General features: G+C 68.8%; 23 protein-coding genes. 20 read left to right on the forward strand and 3 right to left on the reverse strand.

Going from position 1 to position 26,299, the window contains the following annotated elements; all coding sequences use genetic code 11:
• Nucleotides 1-3: 3 nt before the first annotated feature.
• A complete protein-coding gene (locus ACWW1C_RS12545) occupies nucleotides 4-1,188 on the reverse strand; it encodes a thiolase family protein (protein WP_455983726.1) in 1,185 nt (394 codons plus the stop codon).
• 96 nt (nucleotides 1,189-1,284) lie between these two features.
• On the opposite strand from ACWW1C_RS12545, the gene ACWW1C_RS12550 reads away from it, so the two are divergent.
• From ACWW1C_RS12550 to ACWW1C_RS12585, 8 genes are all read left to right on the forward strand, one after another.
• The gene (locus ACWW1C_RS12550) at nucleotides 1,285-1,761 is read left to right on the forward strand and encodes a winged helix-turn-helix transcriptional regulator (RefSeq protein WP_455983727.1); all 477 of its coding nucleotides are present in this window, start codon (nucleotides 1,285-1,287) and stop codon (nucleotides 1,759-1,761) included.
• 9 nt (nucleotides 1,762-1,770) lie between these two features.
• Nucleotides 1,771-2,682: a DUF389 domain-containing protein gene (locus ACWW1C_RS12555; protein WP_455983728.1), complete on the forward strand. Its 912-nt coding sequence runs from the start codon at nucleotides 1,771-1,773 to the stop codon at nucleotides 2,680-2,682.
• 48 nt (nucleotides 2,683-2,730) lie between these two features.
• The gene (locus tag ACWW1C_RS12560; RefSeq protein ID WP_455983729.1) at nucleotides 2,731-5,997 is read left to right on the forward strand and encodes a transglutaminase family protein; all 3,267 of its coding nucleotides are present in this window, start codon (nucleotides 2,731-2,733) and stop codon (nucleotides 5,995-5,997) included.
• Nucleotides 5,997-8,600, forward strand: coding sequence for a circularly permuted type 2 ATP-grasp protein (locus ACWW1C_RS12565; RefSeq protein WP_455983730.1), 2,604 nt, complete (start codon nucleotides 5,997-5,999; stop codon nucleotides 8,598-8,600). The genes ACWW1C_RS12560 and ACWW1C_RS12565 overlap by 1 nt, the downstream gene beginning before the upstream one ends.
• A complete protein-coding gene (locus tag ACWW1C_RS12570) occupies nucleotides 8,597-9,493 on the forward strand; it encodes a transglutaminase family protein (RefSeq protein ID WP_455983731.1) in 897 nt (298 codons plus the stop codon). Before ACWW1C_RS12565 ends, ACWW1C_RS12570 begins: the two co-directional genes overlap by 4 nt.
• Nucleotides 9,486-10,535: a zinc-binding metallopeptidase family protein gene (locus tag ACWW1C_RS12575; RefSeq protein ID WP_455983732.1), complete on the forward strand. Its 1,050-nt coding sequence runs from the start codon at nucleotides 9,486-9,488 to the stop codon at nucleotides 10,533-10,535. The genes ACWW1C_RS12570 and ACWW1C_RS12575 overlap by 8 nt, the downstream gene beginning before the upstream one ends.
• Nucleotides 10,536-10,568: 33 nt before the next feature.
• Complete coding sequence (locus tag ACWW1C_RS12580) at nucleotides 10,569-10,877, forward strand: DUF4333 domain-containing protein (protein WP_455983733.1); 309 nt, start codon at nucleotides 10,569-10,571, stop codon at nucleotides 10,875-10,877.
• Between the two features lie 68 nt (nucleotides 10,878-10,945).
• On the forward strand, nucleotides 10,946-11,776 hold the full coding sequence (locus ACWW1C_RS12585) for a DUF3097 domain-containing protein (RefSeq protein ID WP_455983734.1): 831 nt from the start codon (nucleotides 10,946-10,948) through the stop codon (nucleotides 11,774-11,776).
• Here the strand turns inward: ACWW1C_RS12585 and ACWW1C_RS12590 are convergent.
• Nucleotides 11,773-12,396: a TetR/AcrR family transcriptional regulator gene (locus ACWW1C_RS12590; protein ID WP_455983735.1), complete on the reverse strand. Its 624-nt coding sequence runs from the start codon at nucleotides 12,394-12,396 to the stop codon at nucleotides 11,773-11,775. The two genes, ACWW1C_RS12585 and ACWW1C_RS12590, sit on opposite strands and share 4 nt — an antisense overlap.
• A gap of 112 nt (nucleotides 12,397-12,508) precedes the next feature.
• Between ACWW1C_RS12590 and ACWW1C_RS12595 the strand changes: the two genes are divergently transcribed.
• From ACWW1C_RS12595 to ACWW1C_RS12605, 3 genes are read left to right on the forward strand one after another with little or no spacing between them, the layout of a single operon-like run.
• Complete coding sequence (locus tag ACWW1C_RS12595) at nucleotides 12,509-13,576, forward strand: oxygenase MpaB family protein (RefSeq protein ID WP_455983736.1); 1,068 nt, start codon at nucleotides 12,509-12,511, stop codon at nucleotides 13,574-13,576.
• Nucleotides 13,573-14,898, forward strand: coding sequence for an oxygenase MpaB family protein (locus ACWW1C_RS12600; RefSeq protein ID WP_455983737.1), 1,326 nt, complete (start codon nucleotides 13,573-13,575; stop codon nucleotides 14,896-14,898). The genes ACWW1C_RS12595 and ACWW1C_RS12600 overlap by 4 nt, the downstream gene beginning before the upstream one ends.
• A 33-nt stretch (nucleotides 14,899-14,931) precedes the next feature.
• The gene (locus ACWW1C_RS12605) at nucleotides 14,932-16,254 is read left to right on the forward strand and encodes a replication-associated recombination protein A (protein WP_455983738.1); all 1,323 of its coding nucleotides are present in this window, start codon (nucleotides 14,932-14,934) and stop codon (nucleotides 16,252-16,254) included.
• Here ACWW1C_RS12605 and ACWW1C_RS12610 read toward each other — a convergent pair.
• Complete coding sequence (locus ACWW1C_RS12610; protein WP_455983739.1) at nucleotides 16,251-16,868, reverse strand: antibiotic biosynthesis monooxygenase; 618 nt, start codon at nucleotides 16,866-16,868, stop codon at nucleotides 16,251-16,253. The genes ACWW1C_RS12605 and ACWW1C_RS12610 overlap by 4 nt on opposite strands.
• A 173-nt stretch (nucleotides 16,869-17,041) precedes the next feature.
• Here ACWW1C_RS12610 and alaS point away from each other — a divergent pair, with 173 nt between their 5' ends.
• Genes alaS through aroB form a run of 9 tightly spaced genes read left to right on the forward strand, consistent with a single transcriptional unit; the run spans nucleotide 17,042 to nucleotide 26,226 of the window.
• Complete coding sequence (gene alaS, locus ACWW1C_RS12615; RefSeq protein ID WP_455983740.1) at nucleotides 17,042-19,729, forward strand: alanine--tRNA ligase; 2,688 nt, start codon at nucleotides 17,042-17,044, stop codon at nucleotides 19,727-19,729.
• A 2-nt stretch (nucleotides 19,730-19,731) separates the two neighbouring features.
• Nucleotides 19,732-20,235 (forward strand): Holliday junction resolvase RuvX, encoded by a 504-nt coding sequence (gene ruvX / locus ACWW1C_RS12620; protein WP_455983741.1) that lies wholly within the window; start codon nucleotides 19,732-19,734, stop codon nucleotides 20,233-20,235.
• A gap of 14 nt (nucleotides 20,236-20,249) precedes the next feature.
• Nucleotides 20,250-21,521, forward strand: coding sequence for an endolytic transglycosylase MltG (locus ACWW1C_RS12625; protein WP_455984253.1), 1,272 nt, complete (start codon nucleotides 20,250-20,252; stop codon nucleotides 21,519-21,521).
• Nucleotides 21,518-22,294, forward strand: coding sequence for a shikimate dehydrogenase (locus ACWW1C_RS12630; protein WP_455983742.1), 777 nt, complete (start codon nucleotides 21,518-21,520; stop codon nucleotides 22,292-22,294). The genes ACWW1C_RS12625 and ACWW1C_RS12630 overlap by 4 nt, the downstream gene beginning before the upstream one ends.
• Nucleotides 22,295-22,338: 44 nt before the next feature.
• Nucleotides 22,339-22,770, forward strand: a complete 432-nt coding sequence (locus ACWW1C_RS12635) for a prepilin peptidase (protein WP_455983743.1) — start codon at nucleotides 22,339-22,341, stop codon at nucleotides 22,768-22,770.
• Nucleotides 22,767-23,261 carry an N-acetyltransferase family protein gene (locus tag ACWW1C_RS12640; protein WP_455983744.1) on the forward strand — a complete coding sequence of 165 codons (495 nt, stop codon included), beginning with the start codon at nucleotides 22,767-22,769 and terminating at the stop codon, nucleotides 23,259-23,261. Before ACWW1C_RS12635 ends, ACWW1C_RS12640 begins: the two co-directional genes overlap by 4 nt.
• Nucleotides 23,262-23,303: 42 nt before the next feature.
• Nucleotides 23,304-24,500 carry a chorismate synthase gene (gene aroC, locus ACWW1C_RS12645; protein ID WP_455983745.1) on the forward strand — a complete coding sequence of 399 codons (1,197 nt, stop codon included), beginning with the start codon at nucleotides 23,304-23,306 and terminating at the stop codon, nucleotides 24,498-24,500.
• Between the two features lie 3 nt (nucleotides 24,501-24,503).
• Nucleotides 24,504-25,154 carry a shikimate kinase gene (locus ACWW1C_RS12650; protein ID WP_455983746.1) on the forward strand — a complete coding sequence of 217 codons (651 nt, stop codon included), beginning with the start codon at nucleotides 24,504-24,506 and terminating at the stop codon, nucleotides 25,152-25,154.
• Nucleotides 25,135-26,226 carry a 3-dehydroquinate synthase gene (aroB, locus tag ACWW1C_RS12655; RefSeq protein WP_455983747.1) on the forward strand — a complete coding sequence of 364 codons (1,092 nt, stop codon included), beginning with the start codon at nucleotides 25,135-25,137 and terminating at the stop codon, nucleotides 26,224-26,226. Before ACWW1C_RS12650 ends, aroB begins: the two co-directional genes overlap by 20 nt.
• Nucleotides 26,227-26,299: the final 73 nt, after the last annotated feature.

Below are 26,299 nucleotides of genomic sequence, written 5' to 3' on the forward strand. Positions count from 1 at the left end.
GCGCTACAACCGCTCGATGATGGTGGCGTTCGCCATGCCGCCGCCTTCACACATGACCTGCAGGCCGTAGCGTCCGCCGCGCTGGTCGAGGGCGTTGACCAGCGTGCTCATGATCCGGGCGCCGCTGGCGCCGAGCGGGTGGCCGATGGCGATGGCGCCGCCGTTGACGTTGGTCTTGGCGAGGTCCGCCCCGGTGTCGGCCGCCCATGCCAGCACCACGGGCGCGAACGCCTCGTTCACCTCGAACAGGTCGATGTCGGACAGCGACAGGCCGGAGCGGGCCAGCACCTTCTCGGTCGCCGGGATGACGCCGGTCAGCATGTACAGCGGGTCGGAGCCCACCGCGGTCATGGTGTGGATGCGGGCGAGTGGCGTGAGTCCATGGCTGCGGGCGAAGGCGCCGCTGGTGATCATCACCGCCGCGCTGCCGTCGGACAGCGGCGACGAGTTGCCGGGCGTGATCTCCCAACGGATTTGGGGGAAGCGCGCGGCGTAGGCGTCGCTGTAGAACGCGGGCTTGAGTCCGGACAGGGTTTCGACCGAGGTGCCCGGCCGGATGATCTCGTCGGCGGTCAGGCCGGCCACCGGCACGAGTTCGTTGTCGAAGAGCCCGTCCTTGGCGGCGCGGGCCGCTTTCTCGTGGCTGGCGGCGGAGAACTCGTCCAGTTGGGTCCGCGAGAAGTTCCAGCGCGCCGCGATCAGCTCGGCGCTGATGCCCTGGGGGACGAGCCCGTCGGGGTAGCGCTCGGCCATGCCCACGCCGAACGGATTACTGCCGGGCAATACGGCGGCTCCCATCGGTACGCGTGACATGGACTCGACGCCGGCTGCGATCACCGCGTCGTAGGACCCCGCCAGCACGCCCTGTGCGGCGAACGAGATGGCCTGCTGCGAACTGCCACACTGGCGGTCGACGGTGGTGCCGGGCACGCTTTCGGGAAAACCGGCTCCCAGCAGGGCGTTGCGCGCGATGTTGGCGGCCTGGTCACCGGCTTGTGTGACGGCGCCGGCGATGACGTCGTCCACCAGGACCGGGTCGACGCCCGTGCGCTCGACCACGGACCGCAGGCTGTGGGCGAGCAGATCGGCGGGAAGGACGTCATGCAGCGCGCCGTTCGCCTTGCCCTTGCCGACCGGCGTGCGTACCGCCGCGACGATCACGGCATCGCGGTCTGTGTATCCCGACATGAGAATCCTCCTGTAACTCCACGCTGAGTACTGCTTCCTATACTCAGATCTAACACCTGGGTATGGTGAGAGCAACCCAGCGGTAGAGTGATTCGCATGACAGCGCTACAGGGTGCCCTCGCCGAACGCGACAAGTGGTCGGCCGTCGGCCAGTGCGCCATCGAGAAGACGATGTCGTTGGTCGGCACCAAATCCGCCATGCTGCTCATGCGCGAGGCCTACTACGGCACAACGCGTTTCGACGACTTCGCCAAGCGGGTCGGGATCACCAAAGCAGCCACCTCGGCCCGGCTGGCAGAGCTCGTAGAAGCCGGCCTGCTGACCAAACGGCCGTACCGGGAGCCGGGCCAGCGCAGCCGCGACGAATACGTGCTGACGCAGGCGGGCACGGACTTCATGCCGGTGGTGTGGGCGATGTTCGAATGGGGCCGCCATCACCTGGGCGACACCGGTTTGCGGCTCACCCACCTGGGCTGCGGCGCCGATGCCACTGTCGAGATCCGGTGCGCCGAGGGACACGAGGTCCCGCCGGATGAACTCGGGATGAAGCTGGCACGCCGGCGCGGTCGGTAATCTTCGGCGGTGCTGCATCTACGCGTGATCACCCCGCCGGAACTCGCCGACTCGGTGCTCGAGCTCTACCGGCACCACGGCGGCATCGCCAACGTGGTGGCTCACCCCGGCGCCGCGATCGATCCGCGCGGTGACGTGATCACCGCCGACATCGCCCGGGATGCGGCCGACGGACTGATCGGCGGGCTGCGGGCGCTGGGCATCGATCAGGACGGCGCCATCACGATGGAGGTGCTGGACACCGTGCTGTCGACAGCCGCCTACCGCGCCGAGGACGAGATCGACGGCGACGGCGAGGACGCCGTCGTCTGGGACGAACTGGTGCTTCGCACCCGCGAACAGAGCAGCCTCGGGATCTCCTACATGGCGTTCCTGTGCATCGCGTGTCTGCTGGCCGCCGTCGGCGTGCTGACCGATTCGGCGATCACCGTCGTCGGGGCCATGGTGGTGGGCCCCGAATTCGGACCGCTGGCCGCGCTGGCCGTGGCGGTGGTGCGGCGCAAGGGCTACCTGGCGAAGCGCGCGGCGCTGGCCCTGCTCGTCGGCTTCCCGGCGGCGATGCTCGTCACAGCGCTGGCCACGCTCGGCTTCGAAGCACTGGGCTGGGTTGAGCTGCGCAGCATTCACCAACTGCAGAATGTCGACTTCATCTTCCGGGTCGGACCGTTCTCGTTCGTGGTGGCGCTGTTGGCCGGTGCTGCCGGGATGCTGTCCCTGGTGACGTCGAAATCGGCTGCGCTGGTTGGGGTTTTCATCTCGGTGACGACAGTCCCGGCGGCCGGCATGTCTGTGGTCGCCGCCACCACCCGCGACTGGGATATCGCGCTGGCGTCGGCGGGACAGCTGGCGGTCAACATGGTCGGCATCGTGGCCGCGGGGGTGCTGGTCCTGGCCGGGTACAACCGGGCCCGCCGCAGATAGCTTTCTCCGCCCTGCGACCTGCCCGTTCTTGTGGTGGGATCGATCGCTATGGCAATCAAGGTGGCGCTGGAGCATCGCACCAGCTACACGTTCGACCGGCTGGTCAAGGTGTACCCGCACGTGGTGCGGCTGCGCCCCGCGCCGCACTCGCGCACGCCGATCGAGGCCTACTCGCTGCAGGTCGAACCCGCCGACCATTTCATCAACTGGCAGCAGGACGCTTTCGGCAACTTCGTGGGGCGCTTGGTCTTTCCGAACCGCGCCACCAGCCTGAGCATCACCGTCGGGCTGATCGCCGACCTCAAGGTCATCAACCCCTTCGACTTCTTCATCGAGGAATGGGCCGAGACCGTCCCGTTCGCCTACCCGGACAATCTGCTCGACGACCTCAAGCCCTACCTGCGTCCCGTCGATGACGCCGACGATCTGACGGCAGCCTGGGTCCGCGATTTCGACGTGGTGCCGGGTACCGGCACCATCGACTTCCTGGTGTCACTCAACCGGGCGGTCAGTGCCGACGTCGGCTACAGCGTCCGCCTCGAACCCGGCGTCCAGACACCGGATTTCACGCTGCGGACCGGCATCGGGTCCTGTCGGGACTCCGCGTGGCTCCTGGTCGCCATCTTGCGCAAGATGGGCTTCGCGGCCCGCTTCGTGTCCGGCTACCTGGTGCAACTGAGTGCCGACGTGGAGTCGCTCGACGGCCCGTCCGGCCCGGCGGCCGACTTCACGGACCTGCACGCCTGGACCGAGGTGTACATCCCGGGCGCCGGGTGGGTCGGCCTGGATCCGACCTCGGGCCTGCTGGCGGGGGAGGGCCACATCCCGCTGTCGGCCACGCCGCACCCGGAATCGGCCGCCCCGATCACGGGCGCCGTCGATCCCTGCGAATCCACGCTCGACTTCGTCAACGTCGTCACGCGGGTGCACGAAGACCCGCGCGTCACCCTGCCGTACACCGTGCAGGCGTGGGAGTCGATCCGCGTCCTCGGCGCCGTCATCGACGAGCGGATGGCTGAGCGCGATGTGCGGCTGACCGTCGGCGGCGAACCCACCTTCGTCTCGATCGACAACCAGACCGACGACGAATGGACCACGGCCGCCGACGGTCCGCACAAGCGCACGCGCGCCTCCGCGCTCACCACGCAGCTCAAGCAGCGGTGGGCCCCGGACGGACTGGTGCGCTGGGGTCAAGGCAAGTGGTATCCCGGAGAACCGTTGCCGCGGTGGGAAATCGGGTTGATGTGGCGCACCGACGGGACACCGCTGTGGTCCGATCCGGCACTGCTGGCCGACCCGTGGGCCGGTGCCGCCGCTACCGCGGCACCGGACACCGGACGCCGCCTGCTCACCGAGATCGCCACCGGTCTCGGGTTGCCCGACAGCCAGGTGCGACCGGCCTACGAGGATGCCCTGGCCTGGTTGGCGGCAGCCGTGCGCCGGCCGTCCGGCGACCCGGTCACCGACGATCTGGCCGACGACGGTGCCGCGCAGCGTAAAGCCTTGGTGGACAAGCTCGATGCCGCGGTGACCGAACCCGCCGCCCACGTCCTGCCGCTACACCGCCGCGACGACGACACCGGATGGGTCTCCGCCGACTGGCAACTGCGCCGCGGGCGATTGGTGCTCACGGGCGGCGATTCGCCCGCAGGCCTGCGGCTGCCGCTGGACTCGATCAGCTGGCAGCGGCCGCCGCCGGTACCCGACGCCGACCCGCTGGCGGGGGAGCGCGCCGAGGTTCCCACGCGGCCCGCCGCAGTCGTCAGCGCTGACGGCGCACCCCCCACCGCCCTGGTCGCCGAGGTGCGTGACGGCCTGCTGTACGTATTCCTGCCGCCGACAGCCGCATTCGACGATTTCGCCGACCTGGTCGGCCGGATCGAGAAGGCTGCCGCTCATCTCGGCGCCCCGGTCGTGATCGAGGGTTACGGACCTCCGCCGGACCCGCGGCTGCAGCAGATGACCGTCACCCCGGACCCGGGCGTGATCGAGGTCAACGTGGCGCCGACGGCCGGCTTCGCCGAGCAGGCCGCGCAACTGGAGACCCTGTACGAGGCCGCCCGGCAGGCCCGGCTGGGGACCGAGGCCTTCGATGTCGACGGCACCCATGGCGGCACGGGCGGTGGCAACCACATCACCCTCGGTGGCGTCACGCCCGCCGACTCACCGCTCCTGCGCCGGCCCGACCTGCTGGTGTCGATGCTGACGTATTGGCAACGGCACCCGGCACTTTCGTACCTGTTCTCCGGCCGGTTCATCGGGACGACGTCGCAGGCACCGCGCGTCGACGAAGGGCGCGCCGAGGCGCTGTACGAGCTGGAGATCGCGTTCGCGGAGATCGACCGGGTGGCCGAGGGATCACCGTGGGCCATCGACCGCGCCCTGCGGCACCTACTCACCGACATCACCGGCAACACCCACCGCGCCGAGTTCTGCATCGACAAGCTCTACAGCCCGGACAGTGCCCGCGGCCGGCTGGGCCTGCTGGAACTGCGCGGCTTCGAGATGCCGCCACATTTCCAGATGGCGATGGTGCAGTCGCTGCTGGTGCGGTCGCTGGTCGCCTGGTTCTGGGACGAACCGCTGCGCGCCCCGCTGATCCGGCACGGCGAGAACCTACACGGCCGATATCTGTTGCCGCACTTCATCATTCAGGACATTGCCGAGGTCGCCGGCGACCTGCGGGCGCACGGCGTCGCATTCGACACCAGCTGGCTCGACCCGTTCACCGAGTTCCGTTTCCCCCGAATCGGCAGCGTGATCCTCGACGGCGCCGAGTTGGAGCTGCGCAGCGCCATCGAGCCGTGGAACACCCTGGGTGAGGAGTCCACCGGTACGGGGACCGCCCGCTACGTCGACTCCTCGGTGGAGCGGCTCCAGGTGAGGCTGATCGGCGCCGACCGCGACCGCCACCTCGTCACGGTGAACGGCCATCCCATCCCGCTGCTGGCCACCGACACCCCCGACGTCCAGGTCGGCGGCGTCCGGTATCGCGCGTGGCAACCGCCGAGCGCGCTGCACCCCACCATCACCGTCGACGGGCCACTGCGATTCGAACTCATCGACGGGTTCACCGGATTTTCCCGAGGCGGCTGCACCTACCACGTCTCCCACCCCGGCGGCCGCACGTACGACACCCCGCCGGTCAACGCCGTCGAGGCCGAGTCGCGGCGTGGACGCCGTTTCGAAGCCATCGGATTCACTCCCGGCGCGGTCGACTTGGCCGATCTCCGGGAGAAGCGGGCCCGTCAATCCACCGATGGCGGAGCGTCGGGCATCCTCGATCTGCGCCGGGTGCGTACCGTTCTGCGGTAATGGTTCTCCGTCTTGACGACCCGATGGCCGGGTACCGCGCTGCGCGGGCCCAGGAGCCGCTGTTCGATGTCCGCGATGTGGCGCATCTCGGCTATGACGAACTCGTTTCCGAGTCCGGCGGGATTCGTCCGGCCTGGCAGGAACTGACGGACTGCGTCCGCGAGCGGGGCCGCCGCGGACTGGACCAGCTGCGCGGCATCGTGCGCGAACTCGTCGACAACGACGGCATCACCACCACCGACAGCGACGCCGAGGTCGACGCCTGGCAGCTCGATGCGCTGCCGCTGCTGCTGTCCGCCGCGGATTGGGCCACGCTGGAATCCGGTGTCGTGCAACGTTCCCGGCTCCTGGATGCGGTGCTGACCGATCTCTACGGTGCGCGCCGGTCCATCACCTCGGGCGTGCTGCCCGCACAGCTGGTGTACGGCCATCCCGGCTACGTGCGCGCGGCTCGCGGCATCGCGGTACCGGGCCGGCACCAGCTGTTCCTGCACGGCTGCGATATCAGCCGGCACCCCGACGGCAGTTTCGCGGTGAACGCGGACTGGACGCAGGCGCCGTCGGGGGCGGGCTACGCATTGGCCGACCGCAGGGTCATCGCGCACGCCGTACCCGATTTATACGAGCGGGTGGCACCCCGGCCCGCGTCGCCGTGGGCGCAGGCCCTGCGGCTGGCTCTCATCGACGCGGCGCCGGAAGCCGCGCAGGAGCCGATGGTCGTCGTGCTCAGCCCCGGTATCCACTCCGAGACGGCCTTCGACCAGGCGTACCTGGCCAGCGTCCTGGGCTTTCCGCTGGTCGAGAGCGCCGACCTGGTGGTGCGCGAAGGCAAGCTGTGGATGCGCTCGCTCGGCACCCTCAAACGGGTCGACGTGGTGCTGCGCCGCGTCGACGCCGACTACGCCGACCCGCTCGACCTGCGGCCGGATTCGCGGCTCGGTGTGGTGGGACTGGTCGAAGTGCTGCGCCGCGGCGCGGTCACGGTGGTCAACACGTTGGGCAGCGGCATCCTCGAGAGTCCCGGAATCATGCGGTTCCTGCCGGAGCTGGCGCATCTGCTGACCGGCGAGACCCTTGAGCTGGCGGGTGCCCGATGTTTCTGGGGCGGCATCGACACCGAGCGCGCACATTTGGTGAGCAAGCTGTCCACGCTGCTGATCCGGCCCGTGACGGGCGGTCCGGCGATCGTCGGACCGGGCCTGTCAGCGGTGCAGCGCGCCGAACTCGCGGCCCGCATCGAGGCCACCGGCTGGCAGTGGGTAGGGCAGGAACTGCCCACGTTCTCGTCGGCGCCCATGGATGTGCTGCCCAGCGGACTGTCGGCCGGCAGCGTCGGCATGCGGTTGTTCACCGTCGCCCAGCGCGGCGGGTACGCGCCGATGATCGGTGGCCTCGGCTACATCCTGGCCCGTGGTCACGCCGCCTACAGTATGAAAACCGTTGCGGCCAAAGATGTCTGGGTTCGGACACCGGACCGGTCGACCGCCGTCCCGGTAGCGCCTGCCGACCTGCCGGCCATCACGCCGAGCCCGACCCGCGCCGTCAGTTCGCCCCGGGTGCTCTCGGACCTGTTCTGGCTGGGCCGGTACGCCGAACGCGCCGAGTTCTCCGCGCGCCTGCTCACCGTCACCCGCGAGCGCTATCACGAGTACCGCTACCGCCCCGACGTCCCCGGGAGCGACTGCGTGCCGGTGCTGCTCACCGCGCTGGGGGAGATCACCGGCAGTGACACCGGTGGCGACGGGGACCACACCGAGCAGGTCGCGACGGCGCCGACCACGCTGTGGGCGCTGACCGCCGACCGGCACCGGCCGGGCTCACTGGCCCAGTCGATCGAGCGCCTCGGGCTGTCCGCGCGCGCGGTTCGCGACCAGATGTCGAACGACACCTGGATGGTGCTGGCCGCCGTCGAACGCGCGGTGCTGCATCCGGGTGACCGTGGCCGGCGGCGCGGCCCGCTGTTGCCGCCCGACTCGAAGGCCGAGGGCGAGGCCTACCTCGCCACCGCCCACAGCCAGACCCTGGCCGGGATGCTGGCCCTGTCCGGCGTCGCCGCCGAATCGATGGTGCGTGACGTCGGCTGGACCATGATGGACATCGGCAAACGCATCGAGCGAGGCCTGGGGTTGACGGCCCTGCTGCGTGCCACGCTCGCGACGGCCCGGGGCGCGGAAACCGACCGCACGGTCAGCGAGTCTGCGCTGGTGGTGTGTGAGTCGGCCGTGATGTACCGGCGGCGCACGCTGGGCAAGGTCAGTGTGACGGCGCTCGCCGACCTGGTGTTGTTCGACGAGGAGAATCCACGGTCCCTGGCCTTCCAGTTCGAACGCCTGCGTGCCGATCTGCGGGCGCTACCGTCGTCGACCGGATCCACCCGGCCGGAACGCATGATCGAAGAGATCGCGACCCGCCTGCGCCGTCAGGATCCTGCCGACCTCGAGCACCTCGACGGAGCGGGACGGCGCGACGAACTGACGGACCTGCTCAACAGCCTGCACGCCGACCTGCGGGAGCTGTCCGAACTCATCCGCGCCGCGCACCTGGCCCTGCCCAGTGGCATGCAGCCGCTGTGGGGTCCCGACGAACGGCGGCAGATGCCATGACGCGCGAATACCAGATCACCCACCGCACGCGGTACCGCTACTCCGACGTCGTCACCAGCTCATACGGCCGCGGGTTTCTCACGCCGCGCGACAGCGGGCAACAGCGCTGCCAGTCGTACCGGTTGCACATCGACCCCGAACCAGCCGACCGTTCCACGAGCCGCGACGCCTACGGCAACATCAGCTCGTACTTCCATGTGACACAACCACATAACGAACTCGTGGTGACCGGACGCAGCATCGTGGAGGTCGACCCGCCGCCCGCCGAGTGGTATGCGGCAGGAGCTGCCGTGGCGCCTTGGGAGGACTCCCGGCCTGCCGGTCCGGAAGGGGCGCTGGCCACCGAATTCGTCCTGGACCTGCAGCCCGCGGAGATCACCCACGAGGTAAGGGATTACGCCGCGCCGAGTTTCGTTCCCGGGCGGCCGCTGATCGAGGTGCTGCGCGACCTGAACTCGCGCATCTTCACCGACTTCACCTACCGGTCCGGGTCGACGACGGTGTCCACCCGGGTCGCGGAGGTACTGAACGCCCGTGCGGGGGTCTGTCAGGATTTCGCCCGCCTGGCCATCGCCTGCCTGCGCGCGAACGGCCTTGCCGCGAGCTACGTCTCGGGCTATCTGGCCACCGACCCGCCGCCGGGGAAGGAACGGATGGTGGGTATCGACGCCACCCATGCCTGGGCGTCGGTGTGGACGGCGCAGAACCGGTGGCTGGGGCTGGACCCGACCAACGACCAGATGGTCGACGAGCGCTACATCGTGGTCGGATTCGGCCGGGACTACGCCGACGTGCCGCCGCTGCGCGGCATCATCTACACCGACTCCGAGAGCAGCACCATCGACGTCTCCGTGGACGTCGCACCGATTGCGGGAGGGCAACTGCGTGCGTGACTTCAACTGTCCCAATTGCGGCCAGCGGCTGGCCTTCGAGAACTCGGTGTGCCTGAGCTGTGGCAGCGCGCTCGGCTTCTCGCTGGAGAACATGGCACTGCTGGTGATCGCGCCGCCGGACGGCACCGGCGACAACGACCACGCCGGTGCGGTGGCCTCGACCGACTACCAGCTGTGCGCGAATCTGCATTTGGCGCAATGCAATTGGTTGGTCCAGATCGAGCCGGTGCGGCAACTGTGTCCATCGTGCGCGTTGACCCGGACCCGCCCCGGCGACGACGACACCAAGGCCATGGCGGCTTTCGCCATCGCCGAGCAGGCCAAGCGCCGGCTCATCTTCGAGTTGGTCGAACTGGGCCTACCGATCATCGGGCGCGACAGCGACCCGGCGCAGGGGCTGGCCTTCGACCTCCTGTCCAGCGAGCAGCACCCGGTGGTCACCGGCCATCAGGACGGCATCATCACCCTGGACCTGGCCGAGGGCGACGACGTGCACCGTGAACAACTGCGGATCGCGATGGCCGAGCCGTACCGAACTCTGTTGGGCCACTTCCGTCATGAGATCGGGCACTACTACTTCTACCGGCTGGTGCAACCGTCGCCCGAGGCCGTTGCGCGCTTCACCGAACTGTTCGGCGACCCCGACACCGACTATCAGGAGGCGCTGGACCGGCACTACCGAGACGGCGCGCCGGCCGGCTGGGATCAGCAGTACGTGTCGTCCTACGCGACGATGCATCCCGCCGAGGACTGGGCCGAGACGTTCGCGCACTATCTGCACATCCGGGATGCCCTCGATACCGCGGCGGCCTTCGGGTTCGCACCCGCCGGTGCCACCTTCGAACGGCGGGTGCTGGGTCCCAGCGGGTTCGACACCCTGATCGAGCTCTGGCTGCCCCTGGCCTGGGCATTGAACATGGTCAACCGGTCGATGGGCAAGGACGATCTCTATCCGTTCGTGCTGCCGGCCGCGGTGCTCGAGAAGATGCGGTTCATCCATACGGCGGTGGACGAGGCCGGTGCCGCCCGCGCGGCGCGTTGACGCGGCCCACGGCAATAGAGCACGATCGCGCCCATGATGCGAGTACGGGTGGGGGCAGCGGTGCTGGTGGGTCTGGTGGCCCTCTCGCCGGCTGCGTGTAGCTCAAAGACCACGGTCAAGGCGGACGACGCGGCCAAGCAGGTGGTCAAACTGGTATCCGATCAGAACAAGTTCACCCCAACCGATGTGAAGTGCCCGTCCGACGTGGAGGCCACCAAGGGCGCCCAGTTCGACTGCCACTTCACCGGTCCGCGCAAGGTTCAGTACGTCGCGCACATGAAGATCGTGAAAGTCGACGGTGAGCGCATCACCTGTGACATCAAGGTCGAGAAGGCCCCGTAACCGGTCTGTGACGAAAACGCGGGTGGCGCAACCGGATCTGGCGCGCGATCGTTCCTAGGATCGGTGCCGTGAGCGACCGATACGGATCCGATGTACTGGCCCGCAACCCGAACGCCAGGAAGCGTTCGACCGAGCAGCCCGCCGAGAAGGGGCTCGTGGTCGAGTGCGCCACGACCGGCTTCGTGGGTGCCGTGGTCTCGGTCGAGTACGGCCGGATGGTTCTCGAAGACTTCGACGGCTACCGCAAGCCGTTCCCCATCGGTCCCGGCTACCTCGTCGACGGCAACCCCGTCATCCTCACCGAGCCGAAGCGCGCCGCGCCTGCCGCACCCAGTCGCACTGCGTCGGGTTCGGTTGCGGTGCAAGGACATCGGGCCCGCACCGCGTTGGCCAGCCGCATCTACGTGGAGGGCCGCCACGACGCCGAGCTCGTCGAGCAGGTGTGGGGACACGACCTGCGGGTCGAGGGCGTGGTGGTCGAGTACCTCGGCGGCGTCGACGATCTGGCCGCCATCGTGCGTGAGTTCCAGCCCGGACCCGGCCGCCGGCTCGGCGTGCTCGTCGACCACCTCGTGTCGGGCTCGAAGGAGGCGCGCATCGCCGAGCAGGTGCGGCGCGGACCCGGCGGTGAGCACACGCTGGTGGTCGGCCACCCGTTCATCGACATCTGGCAGGCCGTCAAGCCGGCCCGGATCGGGCGGGAGGCCTGGCCGGTCATCCCGCGCGGCATCGAGTGGAAGCACGGCGTCTGCGACGCGCTGGGCTGGCCGCACGCCGAGCAGGCCGACATCGCACAGGCGTGGCAGCGCATCCGCGGCCGCGTGCGCGACTGGAACGACCTGGAGCCCGAGCTGATCGGCCGGGTCGAGGAGCTGATCGACTTCGTGACGCAGGTCTAGCCGGCGCCACCCAGCAGGTCGGCATTCGCGCTGACCGCCAGCAGTGCGGCGCGATCCAGCAGCGACTCCTTCGTCATTCCGGCGGGGCGGTCGATCGCGATGCGCAGCGCGAGCTGCAGCATCATGCCCATGCCGAGATACAGCAGTTCGTCGACCACAGGGTCGGGCAGGCGTGGGTAGTGGTGCAGCAGGGCCAGCCGGGCAATGTGGTGCAGGTTGTCCTCGATGCCGGGCAGCACGTTGCTCTGGCTTCCCATCGGCAGGTCGTTGATCACGGCCGACATCACCCCGCGGTGGTCTTCGAGTGCGTCGACCAGCGCCGACAACACATGGCGGGCGCCGGCCACCATGTCCAGTGACAGCCCTTCGGCGAGCGCGCTGACCAGTCGCCGCATGATGTCCTCTTCGGTGCGGGCGCGCATGGCCACCACGATGGCGTCCTTGTCGGCGAAGTAGCGGTAGACGGTGCCGATGCTCAGGTGCGCGTGTTTGGCGATCTGATTGGTGGACACCGCGTGATAACCATCGCGCTCCAAAAGCTGAGCGGTTGCTTCGAAAATCTCGTTGATCGTCTGCTGAGAGCGCTTCTGTGTCGGGATACTGCGGTATGAGCTGGACATATGGTGACTCTCCCGACGCGGTCCATTGCGACAAAAAGTGAGTAGAAAGCGAGTTCTACTCAATTCTAGGTTGAGGTGAGCGAAAACAAGAGTCACGGGGAGGTGGCTGATCATGGCGTTGCTCGAAGACCTGATCCGTACGGTGGTGCCGGTCGAGGAGGTCATCCGCCGGATCGTCCCGCTGGACGACGGCTCGGTGCCCGATTTTTCCCCGATCTGGTCGGAAGTGCGCAGACGTCCCACGGCGCTGCTCAACCCGATGGACCTGTTCTTCGAGATTCAGCGGCCGGAGTACTTCAAGCACGTGCGTTTCGATGCGCCCGCAGGCGATCCGGGCTGGTTCGGCCCGGACAGCGCGGCCTGGTACGTGCACACCCACACCCCGTCGGTGTTCGTCGGGCTGGTCAACACCGCGATGATCGACATCCTGCATCAGGACATCCAGTACGCGGTGTACGACCACTCCAAGCTGGTCGGGCGCTGCCCGGACGGCAGTGTGCGGTCCGGGACGTTCTCGAGCGACGGCCTGATGATCCGTGCCGGACACAGCTTTTCGTTTTTCACCGGGGTCGTCTACGGCTCCACCGACTCGGCCGAATCGCTGTGCCGCACCGTCAAGGCGATGCACCACCGGGTGAAGGGGACGCGGCCGGACGGCAAGCCGTATGACGCAGACGAACCGGAGTTCTTCCGGTGGACCTACGCCACCGTGGTCGACGGCATGGCCGGCGCGCACCGCCGGTATCATCCGAAGCCGTTGCGCGGCAAGGATTTGGACGAGTTCTACCGGGACTACGCGAAGGTGGGCGAGGCGCTCGGTGGCACCGATCTGCCGCGGACCCGCGCCGAATGTCGCAGCGTGCTCGTCGAATCCCCGGCTGCGGCCGAGGTGGGTCTCAACGCCGACAACATCAAATATCTGCAACTGCTGAACCCGCCGGGCATCAATCCGCTGCGCCCGGTCTATGACTTCGCCTATTGGGTGATCATGGACATGATGCCCGAACCGGTGCAGCAGGCGGTGGGTTTCCATCAGCCGAACCTGCTGGTACGCAACGGATATCGGCAGCTGGCCCGCGCCATGCTGAATGCGCCCCGGCTGCTGGGCGAGATTCGTGAGGTGGAGGCCGCGACGCAGCGGGTACGGGAGCTCCGGCGGGCCGAACGGATCGCGTCATGACGGGCACCCATCCCTACGACTACCACTACCGCCCCGGTATGACGCTGCGGCCGGCGCCACCCCGGCTCAAACGCGACCCCGCATGGGCCGACCGCGCGGTGTTCGACGATTTCCGGGTGGCCATGCCCACTCAGCGCCAGCGCGACCTGCTCGAACTGTTCATCGACCACTACTGGCAGGGCGACCCGCTGATGGACGCCGTGGTCGAGCGGTTCCGGGTCATCAGCGTCGCCCGCGGTCGCCGCTTGCTCGACCAGGCCCTGGAGCACGGCATCGACAGCCTCGACGACCCACCGACCGAGCTCGTGAATCTGTTTGCCAGCCTGGACAATCCGCCTGCCTGGCACGACCCGCGGGACTGGGAACTCGGCCGGCGGCTGTGGATCGACTGCTCGCTGGCCGGCAAGGTCGGCATGGGTATCCAGGACGCCATCGGCACCTTTGTCGGCGCGGAGGTGTCGTCGGCGACCGGTGCCACCAAACGGTTCGTCAATGCCCCGCTGGTGCGCAACCTGGAGACCGCGAAGTGGTTCCACGACGCCACCAAGCCCGGTTTCGTCGACCGCTACAGCCCCGAGTTCAAGGACACCGTACGAGTGCGGCTGATGCACTCACAGGTCCGGCTCGGGCTGCGGAGATCGTGGGGGGACGAGCATTTCAGCGTGCACGGCAACCCGATCTCGACCAGCACCACGATGGGTGCCGCGGTGACCTTCGGCCTGCTGCCCATGCTGACCGACCACAATCACGGGCGGCGACGTTCCACGGCCGAGATGGACACCGTGATGCGCTACTGGTCCTATATCGCCTACGTATTCGGGGTCACGCCGGAGATCATCCCCACCACCGCGCAGGACGGAATCATGTTGGCGGACTACATGATCTCGACCGCCGGCGGGCCGACCGACTGGACCGCGCAGATGACGCAGGCGGCGGCGGACAACCTCGCAGGCATCGGCGGCGTGCCCGGCAGGCTCGCGCGCGCCGCCGTCGCCCCCGCTGTCGGCGCCGTCGCCTACTACAGCGGCGATCCGCTGGCACGAGCGTTGGTGTCGGCGACGCCGTACCGGGATGTGCCGATCCAGCCCTGGAAGACGCTGACCGGGCTGGCCGTGCACGTGAACGTCAAGTCCCGCATGATCCTCGACCGGGTTCCCGGAGCCGCGATTCGGCGCGTACTGCGCGCCCGGCACAGCGACCCGATGTGGGCACTGAACGTGCAGACGGCCAGGATGCTGGCCCGGCGCGGCGGGATCACCGGGACGCCCTACCGGCACCACGACCGGACGCCGGACACACCGGTCGGCTGTCCCATGCATTGAGGCATCGTCGCCGGGGCGTGGTATGCCTGAACCGTGTCTGACGGGTTGTTCGACGTAGGAGACGGCGCTGAGCCGGCAGCCGGCTCCGTCGTGCAGGCACCCCTGGCCGTGCGGATGCGGCCGGCCGGCCTGGACGAGGTTGTCGGCCAGGACCATCTGCTCAAACCGGGTTCGCCGCTGCGCCGGCTGGTCGAGGGCTCGGGCGCGGCCAGCGTCATCCTCTACGGGCCGCCCGGCACCGGCAAGACCACGCTGGCGTCGCTGATCTCCGGGGCCACCGGCCGCCGGTTCGAAGCGCTGTCGGCGCTGTCGGCTGGTGTCAAGGACGTCCGCGCCGTGATCGACGAAGCGCGGCGCAGCGCCATCCACGGCCGCCAGACGGTGCTGTTCATCGACGAGGTGCACCGCTTCTCCAAGACCCAGCAGGATGCGCTGCTGGCCGCGGTGGAGAACCGGGTGGTGCTGCTGGTGGCGGCGACCACGGAGAATCCGTCGTTCTCGGTGGTGGCGCCCCTGCTGTCGCGATCGCTGATCCTGCAACTGCAACCACTGACCGCCGACGCCGTGCGCACCGTCGTGGAACGCGCGATCGTCGACCCGCGCGGCCTGGGCGGCGCCGTCGAGGTCGATGACGACGCCGTCGGGCTGCTCGTGACGCTGTCGGCGGGCGATGCCCGCCGGGCGCTGACGGCGCTGGAGGTCGCGGCCGAAGCCGGGGAACGCGTGACCGTCGACGTGATCGAGCAGTCCCTCGACAAGGCCGCCGTGCGCTACGACCGCGACGGTGATCAGCACTACGACGTCGTCAGCGCGTTCATCAAGTCGGTGCGCGGCTCGGATGTCGACGCCGCGCTGCACTACCTGGCCCGGATGCTGACGGCGGGGGAGGACCCGAGGTTCATCGCCCGCCGCCTGATGATCCTCGCCAGCGAGGACATCGGCATCGCCGACCCGACCGCGCTGCCGACTGCGGTGGCGGCCGCGCAGACCGTGCAACTCATCGGGCTGCCGGAGGCCCAGCTGACTCTCGCGCACGCGACGGTGCACCTGGCGACGGCGCCGAAATCCAACGCGGTGACCGTCGCTCTGGGGGCGGCGATGGCCGACATCAAGGCCGGCAAGGCCGGCATGGTGCCCGCCCATCTGCGGGACGGGCACTATGCCGGCGCGGCCGCCCTCGGCCACGCGCAGGGCTACAAATACGCCCATGACCACCCGGGTGGCGTTGCGGCGCAACAGTATCCACCCGACGAGCTGGTGGGCGTCGACTATTACCGGCCCACTCCGTACGGGGCGGAGCGGGAGATCGGCGGCCGCCTGGAGAAGCTGCGCGCCATCATCCGGCGCAAGCGCTAGACGAGTTCAGGCACCCGCAGGTGGGCGATGGCGAGATCGAACGCGCAATCGTCGATCTCCGTCGCCCCGGCGGTCTGTACCGATTCGACCTTCAGTGCCGTCGCCTGCGGCCAGTAGTCCTCCATCAACTCGCGGGTGCGGAAGGACGCGGACGACACCGCACGGCCCGAGCCGCGGTCGACGAGCAGGCTGGCACTGCAGAATCCGGGCAGATGCTCGATCTGCCGCAGCACGGTGTCGCGGAAGTAGTCGATGCCGGCCTCCATCAGATCCGGCGGCACCGTGAGCCAGGTGGCCCGCACGCACGCGCCGTTGCCGCGCTCGCGGTGCAGGACGGCGATCTCCCACTCCTCGACCGTCGGAGCGCCGCCGCCGAAGCGTTCGGCAGCCAGGTTGCGGAGCCGACGGCCCTCGCCGGCGCTGTAGTGCAGGGCGTCCTCGGACTCCCACGCACTGGTGGCGATGCACCGTCCGGTTTCCCGGTCGACCATCAGAGAAAGACCGATGGAACCGGGAAGTTCCTGCAGCACGGGCATGACATCGTCGCGGATATGGGCAATGCCGGCATCGATCTGGTCGGGGCGCGCCATCATCGTGGTAGAACGTGCGAACACGGTCCACCCCCTCTTTATTCAGGGCGGCGCTCCGGTGGCGCCACCGGATAGAGACAACTGTCCTCCCCGGCGCCGCGACGCACAATGGATGTACGGGCTGGGGTCAAAGCGGTGAACCTGCAGACCGGTACTGTTATGCGGGCAACTACCCGGTCGATGAAGGACAGCAGCACGTGCAGACACACGAGATCAGGAAACGATTCCTCGATCATTTCGTGAAAGCGGGCCACACCGAGGTGCCGAGCGCATCGGTGATCCTGGACGATCCGAACCTGTTGTTCGTCAACGCCGGCATGGTGCAGTTCGTGCCTTACTTCCTGGGTGACCGCACCCCGCCGTACGACAAGGCGACCAGCGTCCAGAAGTGCATCCGCACGCCGGACATCGACGAGGTGGGCATCACCACCCGACACAACACCTTCTTCCAGATGGCCGGCAACTTCTCGTTCGGCGACTACTTCAAGCGTGGCGCGATCGCGCTCGCCTGGGATCTGCTGACCAACCCGGTGTCCGAGGGCGGCTACGGCTTCGACCCCGAAAAGCTCTGGGCCACCGTCTATCTCGATGACGACGAGGCTATCGGGCTCTGGGAGGAGATCGCCGGGTTGCCGCCGGAGCGCATCCAGCGCCGCGGCAAGGCCGACAACTACTGGTCCATGGGCATCCCCGGGCCCTGCGGTCCGTGTTCGGAGATCTACTACGACCGCGGCCCCGAGTACGGCATCGATGGTGGCCCGGAAGCCAACGAGGACCGCTACATCGAAATCTGGAACCTCGTGTTCATGCAGAACGAGCGTGGCGAGGGCACCAGCAAGACCGACTTCGAAATCCTCGGCCCGCTGCCGCGCCAGAACATCGACACCGGCATGGGTGTCGAGCGCATCGCCTGCCTGCTGCAGGGCGTCGACAACGTCTACGAGACCGACCTGGTCCGTCCGGTGATCGACAAGGTCGCCTCGGTGGCGCCCCGGCACTACGGCGCCGGAAACCACGCCGACGACGTGCGCTACCGCGTCATCGCCGACCACAGCCGCACCGCCGCGATCATCATCGGCGACGGCGTCACGCCGGGTAACGAGGGTCGCGGCTACGTGCTGCGCCGCCTGCTGCGCCGCATCATCCGGGCCGCCAAGCTGCTCGGTGTCGAGCAGCCGATCATGGCCGATCTGATGGCCACCGTCCGCGACACCATGGGTCCGTCGTACCCCGAACTGGTCACCGATTTCGAGCGCATCAACCGCATCGCCGTCGCCGAAGAGGTCGCCTTCAATCGCACGCTCGCGGCCGGCTCGCGGCTGTTCGAAGATGCCGCGGCGGCCACCAGGGCCGCGGGCAAGACCGTCGTCTCCGGTAGTGACGCCTTCACGCTGCACGACACCTACGGGTTCCCGGTCGAGTTGACGCTCGAGATGGCGGCTGAAGCCGGCCTGTCGGTCGACGAAGAGGGCTTCCGCGGCCTGATGGCCGAGCAGCGCGCCCGCGCCAAGGCCGACGCCGCGGCCCGCAAGCACGCCCACGCCGATCTGTCCGCCTTCCGCGACCTGGTCGACGCCGGCCCCACCGAGTTCACCGGCTTCGACGAATTGACTTCCGAGGCAAGGATTCTCGGTATCTTCGTCGACGGCAAGCGGGTTCCGGTGGTGACGCACGGCACCGAGGGTTCGGATCGTGTCGAGCTCGTCCTGGACCGCACGCCGCTGTACGCCGAGTCGGGTGGCCAGATCGCCGACACCGGCTCCATCACGGGCACCGGCTCCTCGGCCACCGCCAAGGCCGCGGTCACCGACGTGCAGAAGATCGCGAAGTCGCTGTGGGTGCACACCATCAACGTCGAGTCCGGTGAGTTCGTCGAAGGCGACACCGTGACGGCTGCGGTCGATCCCACGTGGCGCCGCGGCGCCACCCAGGGGCACTCGGGCACCCACATGGTGCACGCCGCGCTGCGACAGGTGTTGGGCCCCAACGCTGTTCAGGCCGGCTCGCTGAACCGTCCGGGCTACCTGCGGTTCGACTTCAACTACCAGGGCGCCCTGAGCGACGAGCAGCGCACCCAGGTGGAGGAGGTCACCAACGAAGCTGTGCAGGCCGACTTCGAGGTGCACACCTTCAACGAGAAGCTGGAGAAGGCCAAGGCGATGGGCGCCATGGCGATGTTCGGCGAGTCCTACCCGGACGAGGTCCGCGTCGTCGAGATCGGCGGACCGTTCTCCATGGAGCTGTGCGGTGGTACCCACGTGCAGCGCTCCGCGCAGATCGGCCCCGTCACCATCCTCGGCGAGTCGTCGGTGGGCTCGGGTGTGCGTCGTGTGGAGGCCTACGTCGGACTCGACTCCTTCCGGCACCTGGCCAGGGAACGCGCGCTGATGGCCGGTCTGGCTTCGTCGCTGAAGGTGCCCTCGGAAGAGGTGCCCGCACGCGTGGCCACCCTCGTCGAGAAGCTCAAGGCCGCCGAGAAGGAACTCGACAAGGTCCGGCTGGCCGGTGCCAAGGCCGCCGCCGCCAACGCCGCGGCCGGCGCCGAGCTGATCGGCAAGGTGCGCGTCGTCGCACAGCGGATGGCCGGCGGCATCTCCGGCGGTGACCTGCGCACCCTGGTCGGTGACATCAAGGGCAAGCTCGGCTCGGAGCCGGCGGTGATCGCACTCATCGCCGATTCTGGTGAGTCGGTGCCGTACGTGGTGGCCGTCAACGCCGCCGCGCAGGACCTCGGATTGAAGGCCAACGAACTGGTGCAGCAGCTGGGCACCGCGGTCGGTGGCCGTGGTGGTGGAAAGGCCGATCTGGCACAGGGTTCCGGTAAGGGGGCAGCGGGTATCGACGCGGGTCTGGCCGCGCTACGCGCTGAACTGGGCCGGAGCTAGCTTTGGCAGATACCGACCGCATGCCCGACCGCCCCGGGACCGACGACCCCGGTCGCGGTCGTCGCCTCGGCGTCGACGTCGGCACGGTGCGGATCGGTGTCGCGGTGTGTGACCCGGACGGCATCCTGGCGACCCCGTTGGAGACGGTGCGTCGCGACAAGACCGACAAGCACCTGGGCCGTCTGGTGAAGCTGGCCGGTGAGCAGGACGCGGTCGAGATCGTCGTCGGATTGCCGCGCACACTGAAGGACAAGTCGAGCGCCTCGGCGCGGGATGCGATCGAGGTGGCCGACGCGCTGGCGGTTCGGGTGGCCCCGACCCCGGTGCGGATGGCCGACGAACGGTTGACGACGGTCACCGCGCAGCGTTCGCTGCGAGAGGCCGGCGTACGTGCGAAAGGCCAGCGGCAGATGATCGATCAGGTGGCAGCCGTCGGCATCCTCCAGAACTGGCTGGACATGCGCCGGTCGGTGCTGGCCGCCGCAGAGCGCGAGGTCGGCGAGTGACTCCGGCCGAGGACATGAGTCCGGACGCCCCGGGCGATGACGATGAGTGGGGCAGCACCCGCATCAAGCCCGAGTCGGTGGGCCGACCACGTCGCGGCATGAGCCGCGCCGAGCGGGCCCGCGCCGAACGCAACCGCAAGCGGCGTCGTCGCCGTAGCGTGGCGGCACTGACGGTGTTCATCGTCGTCGTGGTCAGCGCGGTGTTCCTCGGATCACGGCTGTGGCACGGAATCTTCGGGTCGGGCACCGACTACTCCGGTGACGGTGGCAATGATCTGGTCGTCGAGGTGCACAACGGCGACTCGACGACCGCGATCGGACAGACGCTGCTCGACCACGGCGTCGTGGCGAATGTGAAGACGTTCGTCCAGGCCGCCGAGGGCAACAAAGCGATGACCGAGATCCAGCCGGGCTTCTACAAGCTGCGGACCGAGATCTCGGCCGCCAACGCGGTGTCCCGGCTCACCGAGAAGAACAATCGGGTCGGGCGCCTGGTGATCCCGGAGGGCCGCCAGCTCGACGACACCACCGACGTCAAGACCAACAAGATCAACCAGGGCATCTTCAGCCTGATCTCGGCGGCCTCGTGCGTCGACCTGGACGGCAAGCGCAAGTGCGTGTCCGTCGACGACCTGAAGAAGGCCGCCGGTGCCGCCGATGTCTCGGCGTTGCTGGTGCCGAGCTGGGCGGCTGGGCCGGTGAAGGCGCTGGGCGCCGATCACCGCAGGCTCGAGGGCCTCATCGCCCCCGGCACCTGGAACGTCGACCCGGCCGGCACACCGACGTCGATCCTGTCGGGGCTGATCAGCGCGAGCACCCGCCAATACGAACAGGGTGGCCTGCTCGACGCGGGTGCGACCGCCAACATGACGCCGTACCAGATCCTGATCGTGGCGTCCCTGGTGCAGCGCGAGTCCAACCCGCAGGACTTCGCCAAGGTGGCCCGCGTCATCTACAACCGGCTCGCGACCCCTGACCACCGCAGGCTGCAGTTCGACTCGACCGTGAACTACCCGCTGGACCGGCAGGAGGTGGCCACAACCGATGCCGATCGTGAGCAGCCGACGCCGTGGAACACCTATGCGCGCGAAGGCCTTCCGGTCACGCCGATCTGCTCACCCGGCCAGCCCGCGGTCGTCGCGGCGCAGGACCCGGCGCCGGGGGACTGGCTGTACTTCGTGACGATCGACCTGCAGGGCACAACGGTGTTCACCCGCGACTACCAGCAGCACCTCGCCAGCATCGAGCTCGCCAAGCGCAACGGCGTGCTCGACAGTGCCCGATGAGGGCGGCCGTCCTGGGCTCGCCCATCGCGCATTCGCGGTCGCCGCAACTGCACCTCGCGGCCTACCGGGAACTCGGACTGACCGACTGGACCTACGACCGCATCGAGTGCACCGAAGACCAATTGCCCGGGCTCGTAGGCGGTTTCGGCCCGGAATGGGTCGGGGTCTCGGTGACGATGCCGGGTAAGTTCGCGGCGCTGCGGTTCGCCACCGAGCGGACGGCCCGGGCAGAACTCGTCGGCTCGGCCAACACCCTGGTGCGCGTGGATGGCGGCTGGCGCGCCGACAACACCGACGTCGACGGGGTCATCGGCGCGCTGTGTGAGGTGTCGGGCGCCGCGGCGGTGCTGGGCTCCGGTGGCACGGCGCCCGCCGCTGTGGTGGCGCTGGCCGAGCTCGGTGTGCCGGACATCGCAATCGTCGCCCGCAACGCGGACAAGGCCGCGTCGCTGGTGGATTTGGGGGGCCGGCTGGGGATGGCGGCCCGGTGGGTGGCGCTCGGTGAGCCACTCGATTCCCTTGGCGTGGTGGTCAATACGCTGCCCGCCGCGGTTGCCGGCGAGTTCTCGGGCACGGTCGCCGGCACCGCGGTGCTGCTCGACGCCATCTACGACCCGTGGCCGACGCCCCTGGCTGCGGCCGTCACCGCGGCCGGCGGCCGTGTGGTCAGCGGCCTGCAGATGCTGCTGAACCAGGCCTTCGCCCAGGTGGAGCAGTTCACCGGGATGCCCGCGCCCCGCGAGGCGATGGCCGCGGCGCTCGCGGCGTCCTGATTTTCGTGTCGGGAAGCCCGGCGTAGCGCGCCTAGCCTCGAAACATGGGGGCGGGCTTGGTTGTTGGTGCTTGGATGCTCGCGCTCTGCGTCTACGACCTCCGCGAGCGACGGCTACCGAACTGGCTCACCTTGCCCGGTGCGGCAGCGATTCTGCTGACGGCCGTAGTACTGGGACGTGGCGTCGCGGCACTGGCCGGAGCAGCCGCACTCTTCGGCCTCTATCTCCTCATCCATCTGGTCAGCCCAGCGGCAATGGGCGGCGGTGACGTCAAACTCGCGCTCGGGCTGGGTGCGCTGACCGGGATGTTCGGCGCCGACATCTGGGTGCTGGCCGCCATCGGGGCACCGCTGCTGACGGCAGTCTGGGCGGTGGCAGTCCTGTTTCGGCGCCACGGCCGGACGGTGCCGCACGGACCGTCGATGTGCCTGGCGAGTGCGGTGGCCGTCGCGCTCGGTACCTTTGCCTCACCATGACCGTCCGCGCTGCCACCACCGCTGATCTGCCTGCCATCGCCGACATCTACGCGCACTACGTCGTGCACAGTGTGGCGTCGTTCGAGCTCGAACCGCCCGCGGCCGACGAGTGGCAGACCCGATTCGCGAACGTCGCCGCGGCCGGCCTGCCGTTCCTGATCGTCGAACGTGAGGACAGGGTCGCGGGGTACGGGTACTGCCTGCCGTGGAAAGCGCGGCCGGCCTACCACGGCACGGTGGAAGACTCCATCTACCTGGCGCCGTGGGCCACCGGGCAGGGCGCCGGCAAGGAACTGCTCGGCGCGCTGCTGGAGGCATCGCGTGCCGCGGGCGTCCGCGAGGTGATCGCCGTGATCGCCGACAGCGGTGACCCGTCGTCCATCGCACTGCACAAGAAGCTGGGTTTCGACGAGGCCGGCCGGCTGCGGCAGGTCGGCCACAAGCACGGCCGCGACATCGACACCGTGCTGCTGCAATGCAGCCTGCGCTGACGGATTTCAGCCGGTAAACCCCCTCATGGGACAATGGGACACGTGTTGCGATGGACCACAGCAGGTGAATCCCACGGTCGTGCCCTGGTGGCCATGCTCGAAGGCATGGTGGCCGGTCTTTCGGTGACCTCGGACGACATCGCCACGCAGTTGCAGCGGCGTCGTCTCGGCTACGGCCGCGGTGCCCGGATGAAGTTCGAAAAGGACGAGGTCACACTGCTCGGCGGCGTTCGGCACGGTCAGACGCTCGGCGGCCCGATCGCCATCCAGATCGGCAACACCGAATGGCCCAAGTGGGAGACCGTCATGGCCTCCGACCCGGTCGACCCGGACGCGCTGGCCAACACCGCACGTAACGAACCGCTGACCCGGCCCCGTCCCGGGCACGCCGACTACGCAGGCATGCTCAAGTACGGCTTCGACGACGCCCGCCCGGTGCTCGAGCGCGCCAGCGCGCGTGAGACCGCGGCCCGCGTCGCGGCCGGCACCGTCGCCCGCGCGTTCCTGAAGCAGGCGCTCGGCGTGGACGTCGTCTCGCACGTCATCTCCATCGGCGCGTCCAAGCCCTACGACGGTCCCGTCCCGCAGCCGCAAGACCTCGACGCGATCGACGACAGTCCGGTGCGCGCTTTCGACAAGGCCGCCGAAGAATCGATGATCACCGAGATCGAAGCCGCCAAGAAAGACGGCGACACCCTCGGTGGCGTGGTCGAGGTGGTCGTCAGCGGCCTGCCGATCGGACTTGGCTCGTTCACCAGCGGCGACAATCGGCTCGACAGCCAACTCGCCGCGGCTGTGATGGGCATCCAGGCCATCAAGGGCGTCGAGATCGGTGACGGCTTCGAGACCGCGCGCCGTCGTGGCACCGTCGCCCACGACGAGATGTACCCCGGTCCCGACGGCGTGATGCGCTCGACCAACCGGGCCGGCGGCCTGGAAGGCGGCATGACCAACGGCCAGCCGCTGCGCGTCCGCGCGGCGATGAAGCCGATCTCGACCGTGCCGCGCGCGCTGGCCACCGTCGACATGGCCACCGGCGAAGAGGCCGTCGCCATCCACCAGCGCTCCGACGTGTGCGCGGTCCCGGCCGCCGGTGTGGTCGTCGAGGCCATGGTCGCGCTGGTGCTGGCCCGGGCGACGCTGGACAAGTTCGGTGGCGATTCGCTGGCCGAAACCCGCGCCAACGTCGAGAACTACCTGCGTGCGGTGCAAGAGCGCGAACCGCAGATGTCCGGATAGCCGATGGTGCCCAAGGCTGTACTGGTCGGCATGCCCGGTTCGGGCAAGTCGACGATCGGTCGACGGTTGGCGAAGGCGCTGCAGGTGCCGATGCTCGACACCGATGCCAAGATCGTCGAGACCACCGGTCGCAGCATCGCCGACATCTTCGCCGAAGGCGAACCGGTGTTCCGCAAGATCGAAGCCGACGTGATTCGCGACGCACTGGCCGAACACGACGGTGTCGTGTCGCTCGGCGGTGGCGCGGTGACCACCCCGGAGGTGCGTGAGGCGCTCGTCGGCCACACCGTCGTCTACCTGGAAATCAGTGCGGCAGAAGGTGTTCGGCGTACCGCCGGTGGCGGCCGGCCACTGCTCGCCGGCGACGATCCCGGCGCCAAGTACCGCAAGTTGATGGCCGAGCGCGTGCCGCTGTTCCGGCAGGTCGCCACGCTCCGCGTGAACACCAACCGGCGCAATCCCGGTGCGGTGGTGCGCCACATCGTGCACCGGCTCGAGCAGCCGCGCTGCGACGAGCACTCCCGGCGCCGCCGCCGTGCGGCATGGCGCCGGCTGCCCACGGTCCTGAATCCGGGACCGACCAACGAGGCCCCGCCGAGCCCCGCGGCACTGGCGAAACGATCGAAAGGCTCCCATGACCGAGAGTGTCGCTGAACCTGTTGTGGTCGACGTGAACGTCGACCGGCCCTATCCGGTGATCATCGGGCGGGGGTTGCTCGGCGACCTCGGCCGCGTCCTGCAGGGCCGGCACCGCGTCGCCATCCTGCATCAGCCGGTGCTGACGCAGACCGCCGAGGCCATCCGTAGTTACCTCGCGGACAACGGAATCGACGCGCACCGCGTCGAGATCCCGGACGCCGAGGCAGGTAAGGAACTGCCCGTCGTCGGCTTCATCTGGGAAGTGTTGGGGCGCATCGGGATCGACCGCAAGGACGCCATCGTCAGCCTCGGCGGCGGCGCGGCCACCGACGTCGCCGGGTTCGCCGCGGCGACCTGGCTGCGGGGCGTGGACATCGTGCACGTGCCGACGACGCTGCTCGGCATGGTCGACGCCGCCGTCGGCGGTAAGACCGGCATCAACACCGACGCCGGCAAGAACCTCGTCGGCGCCTTCCACCAGCCGCTGGCCGTGCTGGTCGACCTTGCGACGCTGGAATCGTTGCCGCGCAACGAGATCATCGCCGGCATGGCCGAGGTCGTGAAGGCCGGCTTCATCGCCGACCCGGTGATCCTAGACATGATCGAGGCCGACCCGGAGGCCGCACTGGACCCGGCCGGAACCGTGCTGCCCGAGCTGATCCGCCGCGCCATCGCCGTCAAGGCCGAGGTGGTCGCCGCCGACGAGAAGGAGTCGGCACTGCGCGAAATCCTCAACTACGGACACACTTTGGCGCACGCCATCGAGCGGCGCGAGCGCTACCAGTGGCGGCACGGCGCCGCCGTGTCCGTCGGCCTGGTGTTCGCCGCCGAGCTCGGCCGGCTCGCCGGCCGCCTCGACGACGACACCGCTGACCGCCACCGCCGCGTGCTCACCGCGCTGGGCCTGCCGGTCAGCTACGACGCCGACGCCTTCGGTCAACTGCTGGAGTCGATGGCGGGGGACAAGAAGACCCGGTCGGGCGTGCTGCGTTTCGTGGTGCTCGACGGGCTGGCCAAGCCGGGCCGGCTGGAAGGCCCGGACCCCTCGCTGCTGGCGGCCGCCTATTCGGTGGTGGCGAAGGACTGAGCCGCGCTCAGTAGGTGGGATTGAAGTAGTCGGCGAGTCTTACACTTTTTCGCGAACACAAAATCGCGGCCCG

The sequence above is a fragment of the Mycobacterium sp. HM-7 genome (assembly GCF_053852335.1).

What these genes read in the sequence shown, in the direction of transcription:
- ACWW1C_RS12545 (WP_455983726.1), bottom strand. Translation starts at nt 1,188, where the DNA reads ATGTCGGGATACACAGACCGCGATGCCGTGATCGTCGCGGCGGTACGC.
- ACWW1C_RS12550 (WP_455983727.1), top strand. Translation starts at nt 1,285, where the DNA reads ATGACAGCGCTACAGGGTGCCCTCGCCGAACGCGACAAGTGGTCGGCC.
- ACWW1C_RS12560 (WP_455983729.1), top strand. Translation starts at nt 2,731, where the DNA reads ATGGCAATCAAGGTGGCGCTGGAGCATCGCACCAGCTACACGTTCGAC.
- ACWW1C_RS12565 (WP_455983730.1), top strand. Translation starts at nt 5,997, where the DNA reads ATGGTTCTCCGTCTTGACGACCCGATGGCCGGGTACCGCGCTGCGCGG.
- ACWW1C_RS12570 (WP_455983731.1), top strand. Translation starts at nt 8,597, where the DNA reads ATGACGCGCGAATACCAGATCACCCACCGCACGCGGTACCGCTACTCC.
- ACWW1C_RS12580 (WP_455983733.1), top strand. Translation starts at nt 10,569, where the DNA reads ATGATGCGAGTACGGGTGGGGGCAGCGGTGCTGGTGGGTCTGGTGGCC.
- ACWW1C_RS12590 (WP_455983735.1), bottom strand. Translation starts at nt 12,396, where the DNA reads ATGTCCAGCTCATACCGCAGTATCCCGACACAGAAGCGCTCTCAGCAG.
- ACWW1C_RS12595 (WP_455983736.1), top strand. Translation starts at nt 12,509, where the DNA reads ATGGCGTTGCTCGAAGACCTGATCCGTACGGTGGTGCCGGTCGAGGAG.
- ACWW1C_RS12600 (WP_455983737.1), top strand. Translation starts at nt 13,573, where the DNA reads ATGACGGGCACCCATCCCTACGACTACCACTACCGCCCCGGTATGACG.
- ACWW1C_RS12625 (WP_455984253.1), top strand. Translation starts at nt 20,250, where the DNA reads ATGAGTCCGGACGCCCCGGGCGATGACGATGAGTGGGGCAGCACCCGC.
- ACWW1C_RS12630 (WP_455983742.1), top strand. Translation starts at nt 21,518, where the DNA reads ATGAGGGCGGCCGTCCTGGGCTCGCCCATCGCGCATTCGCGGTCGCCG.
- ACWW1C_RS12635 (WP_455983743.1), top strand. Translation starts at nt 22,339, where the DNA reads ATGGGGGCGGGCTTGGTTGTTGGTGCTTGGATGCTCGCGCTCTGCGTC.
- ACWW1C_RS12640 (WP_455983744.1), top strand. Translation starts at nt 22,767, where the DNA reads ATGACCGTCCGCGCTGCCACCACCGCTGATCTGCCTGCCATCGCCGAC.
- ACWW1C_RS12650 (WP_455983746.1), top strand. Translation starts at nt 24,504, where the DNA reads ATGGTGCCCAAGGCTGTACTGGTCGGCATGCCCGGTTCGGGCAAGTCG.
- aroB (WP_455983747.1), top strand. Translation starts at nt 25,135, where the DNA reads ATGACCGAGAGTGTCGCTGAACCTGTTGTGGTCGACGTGAACGTCGAC.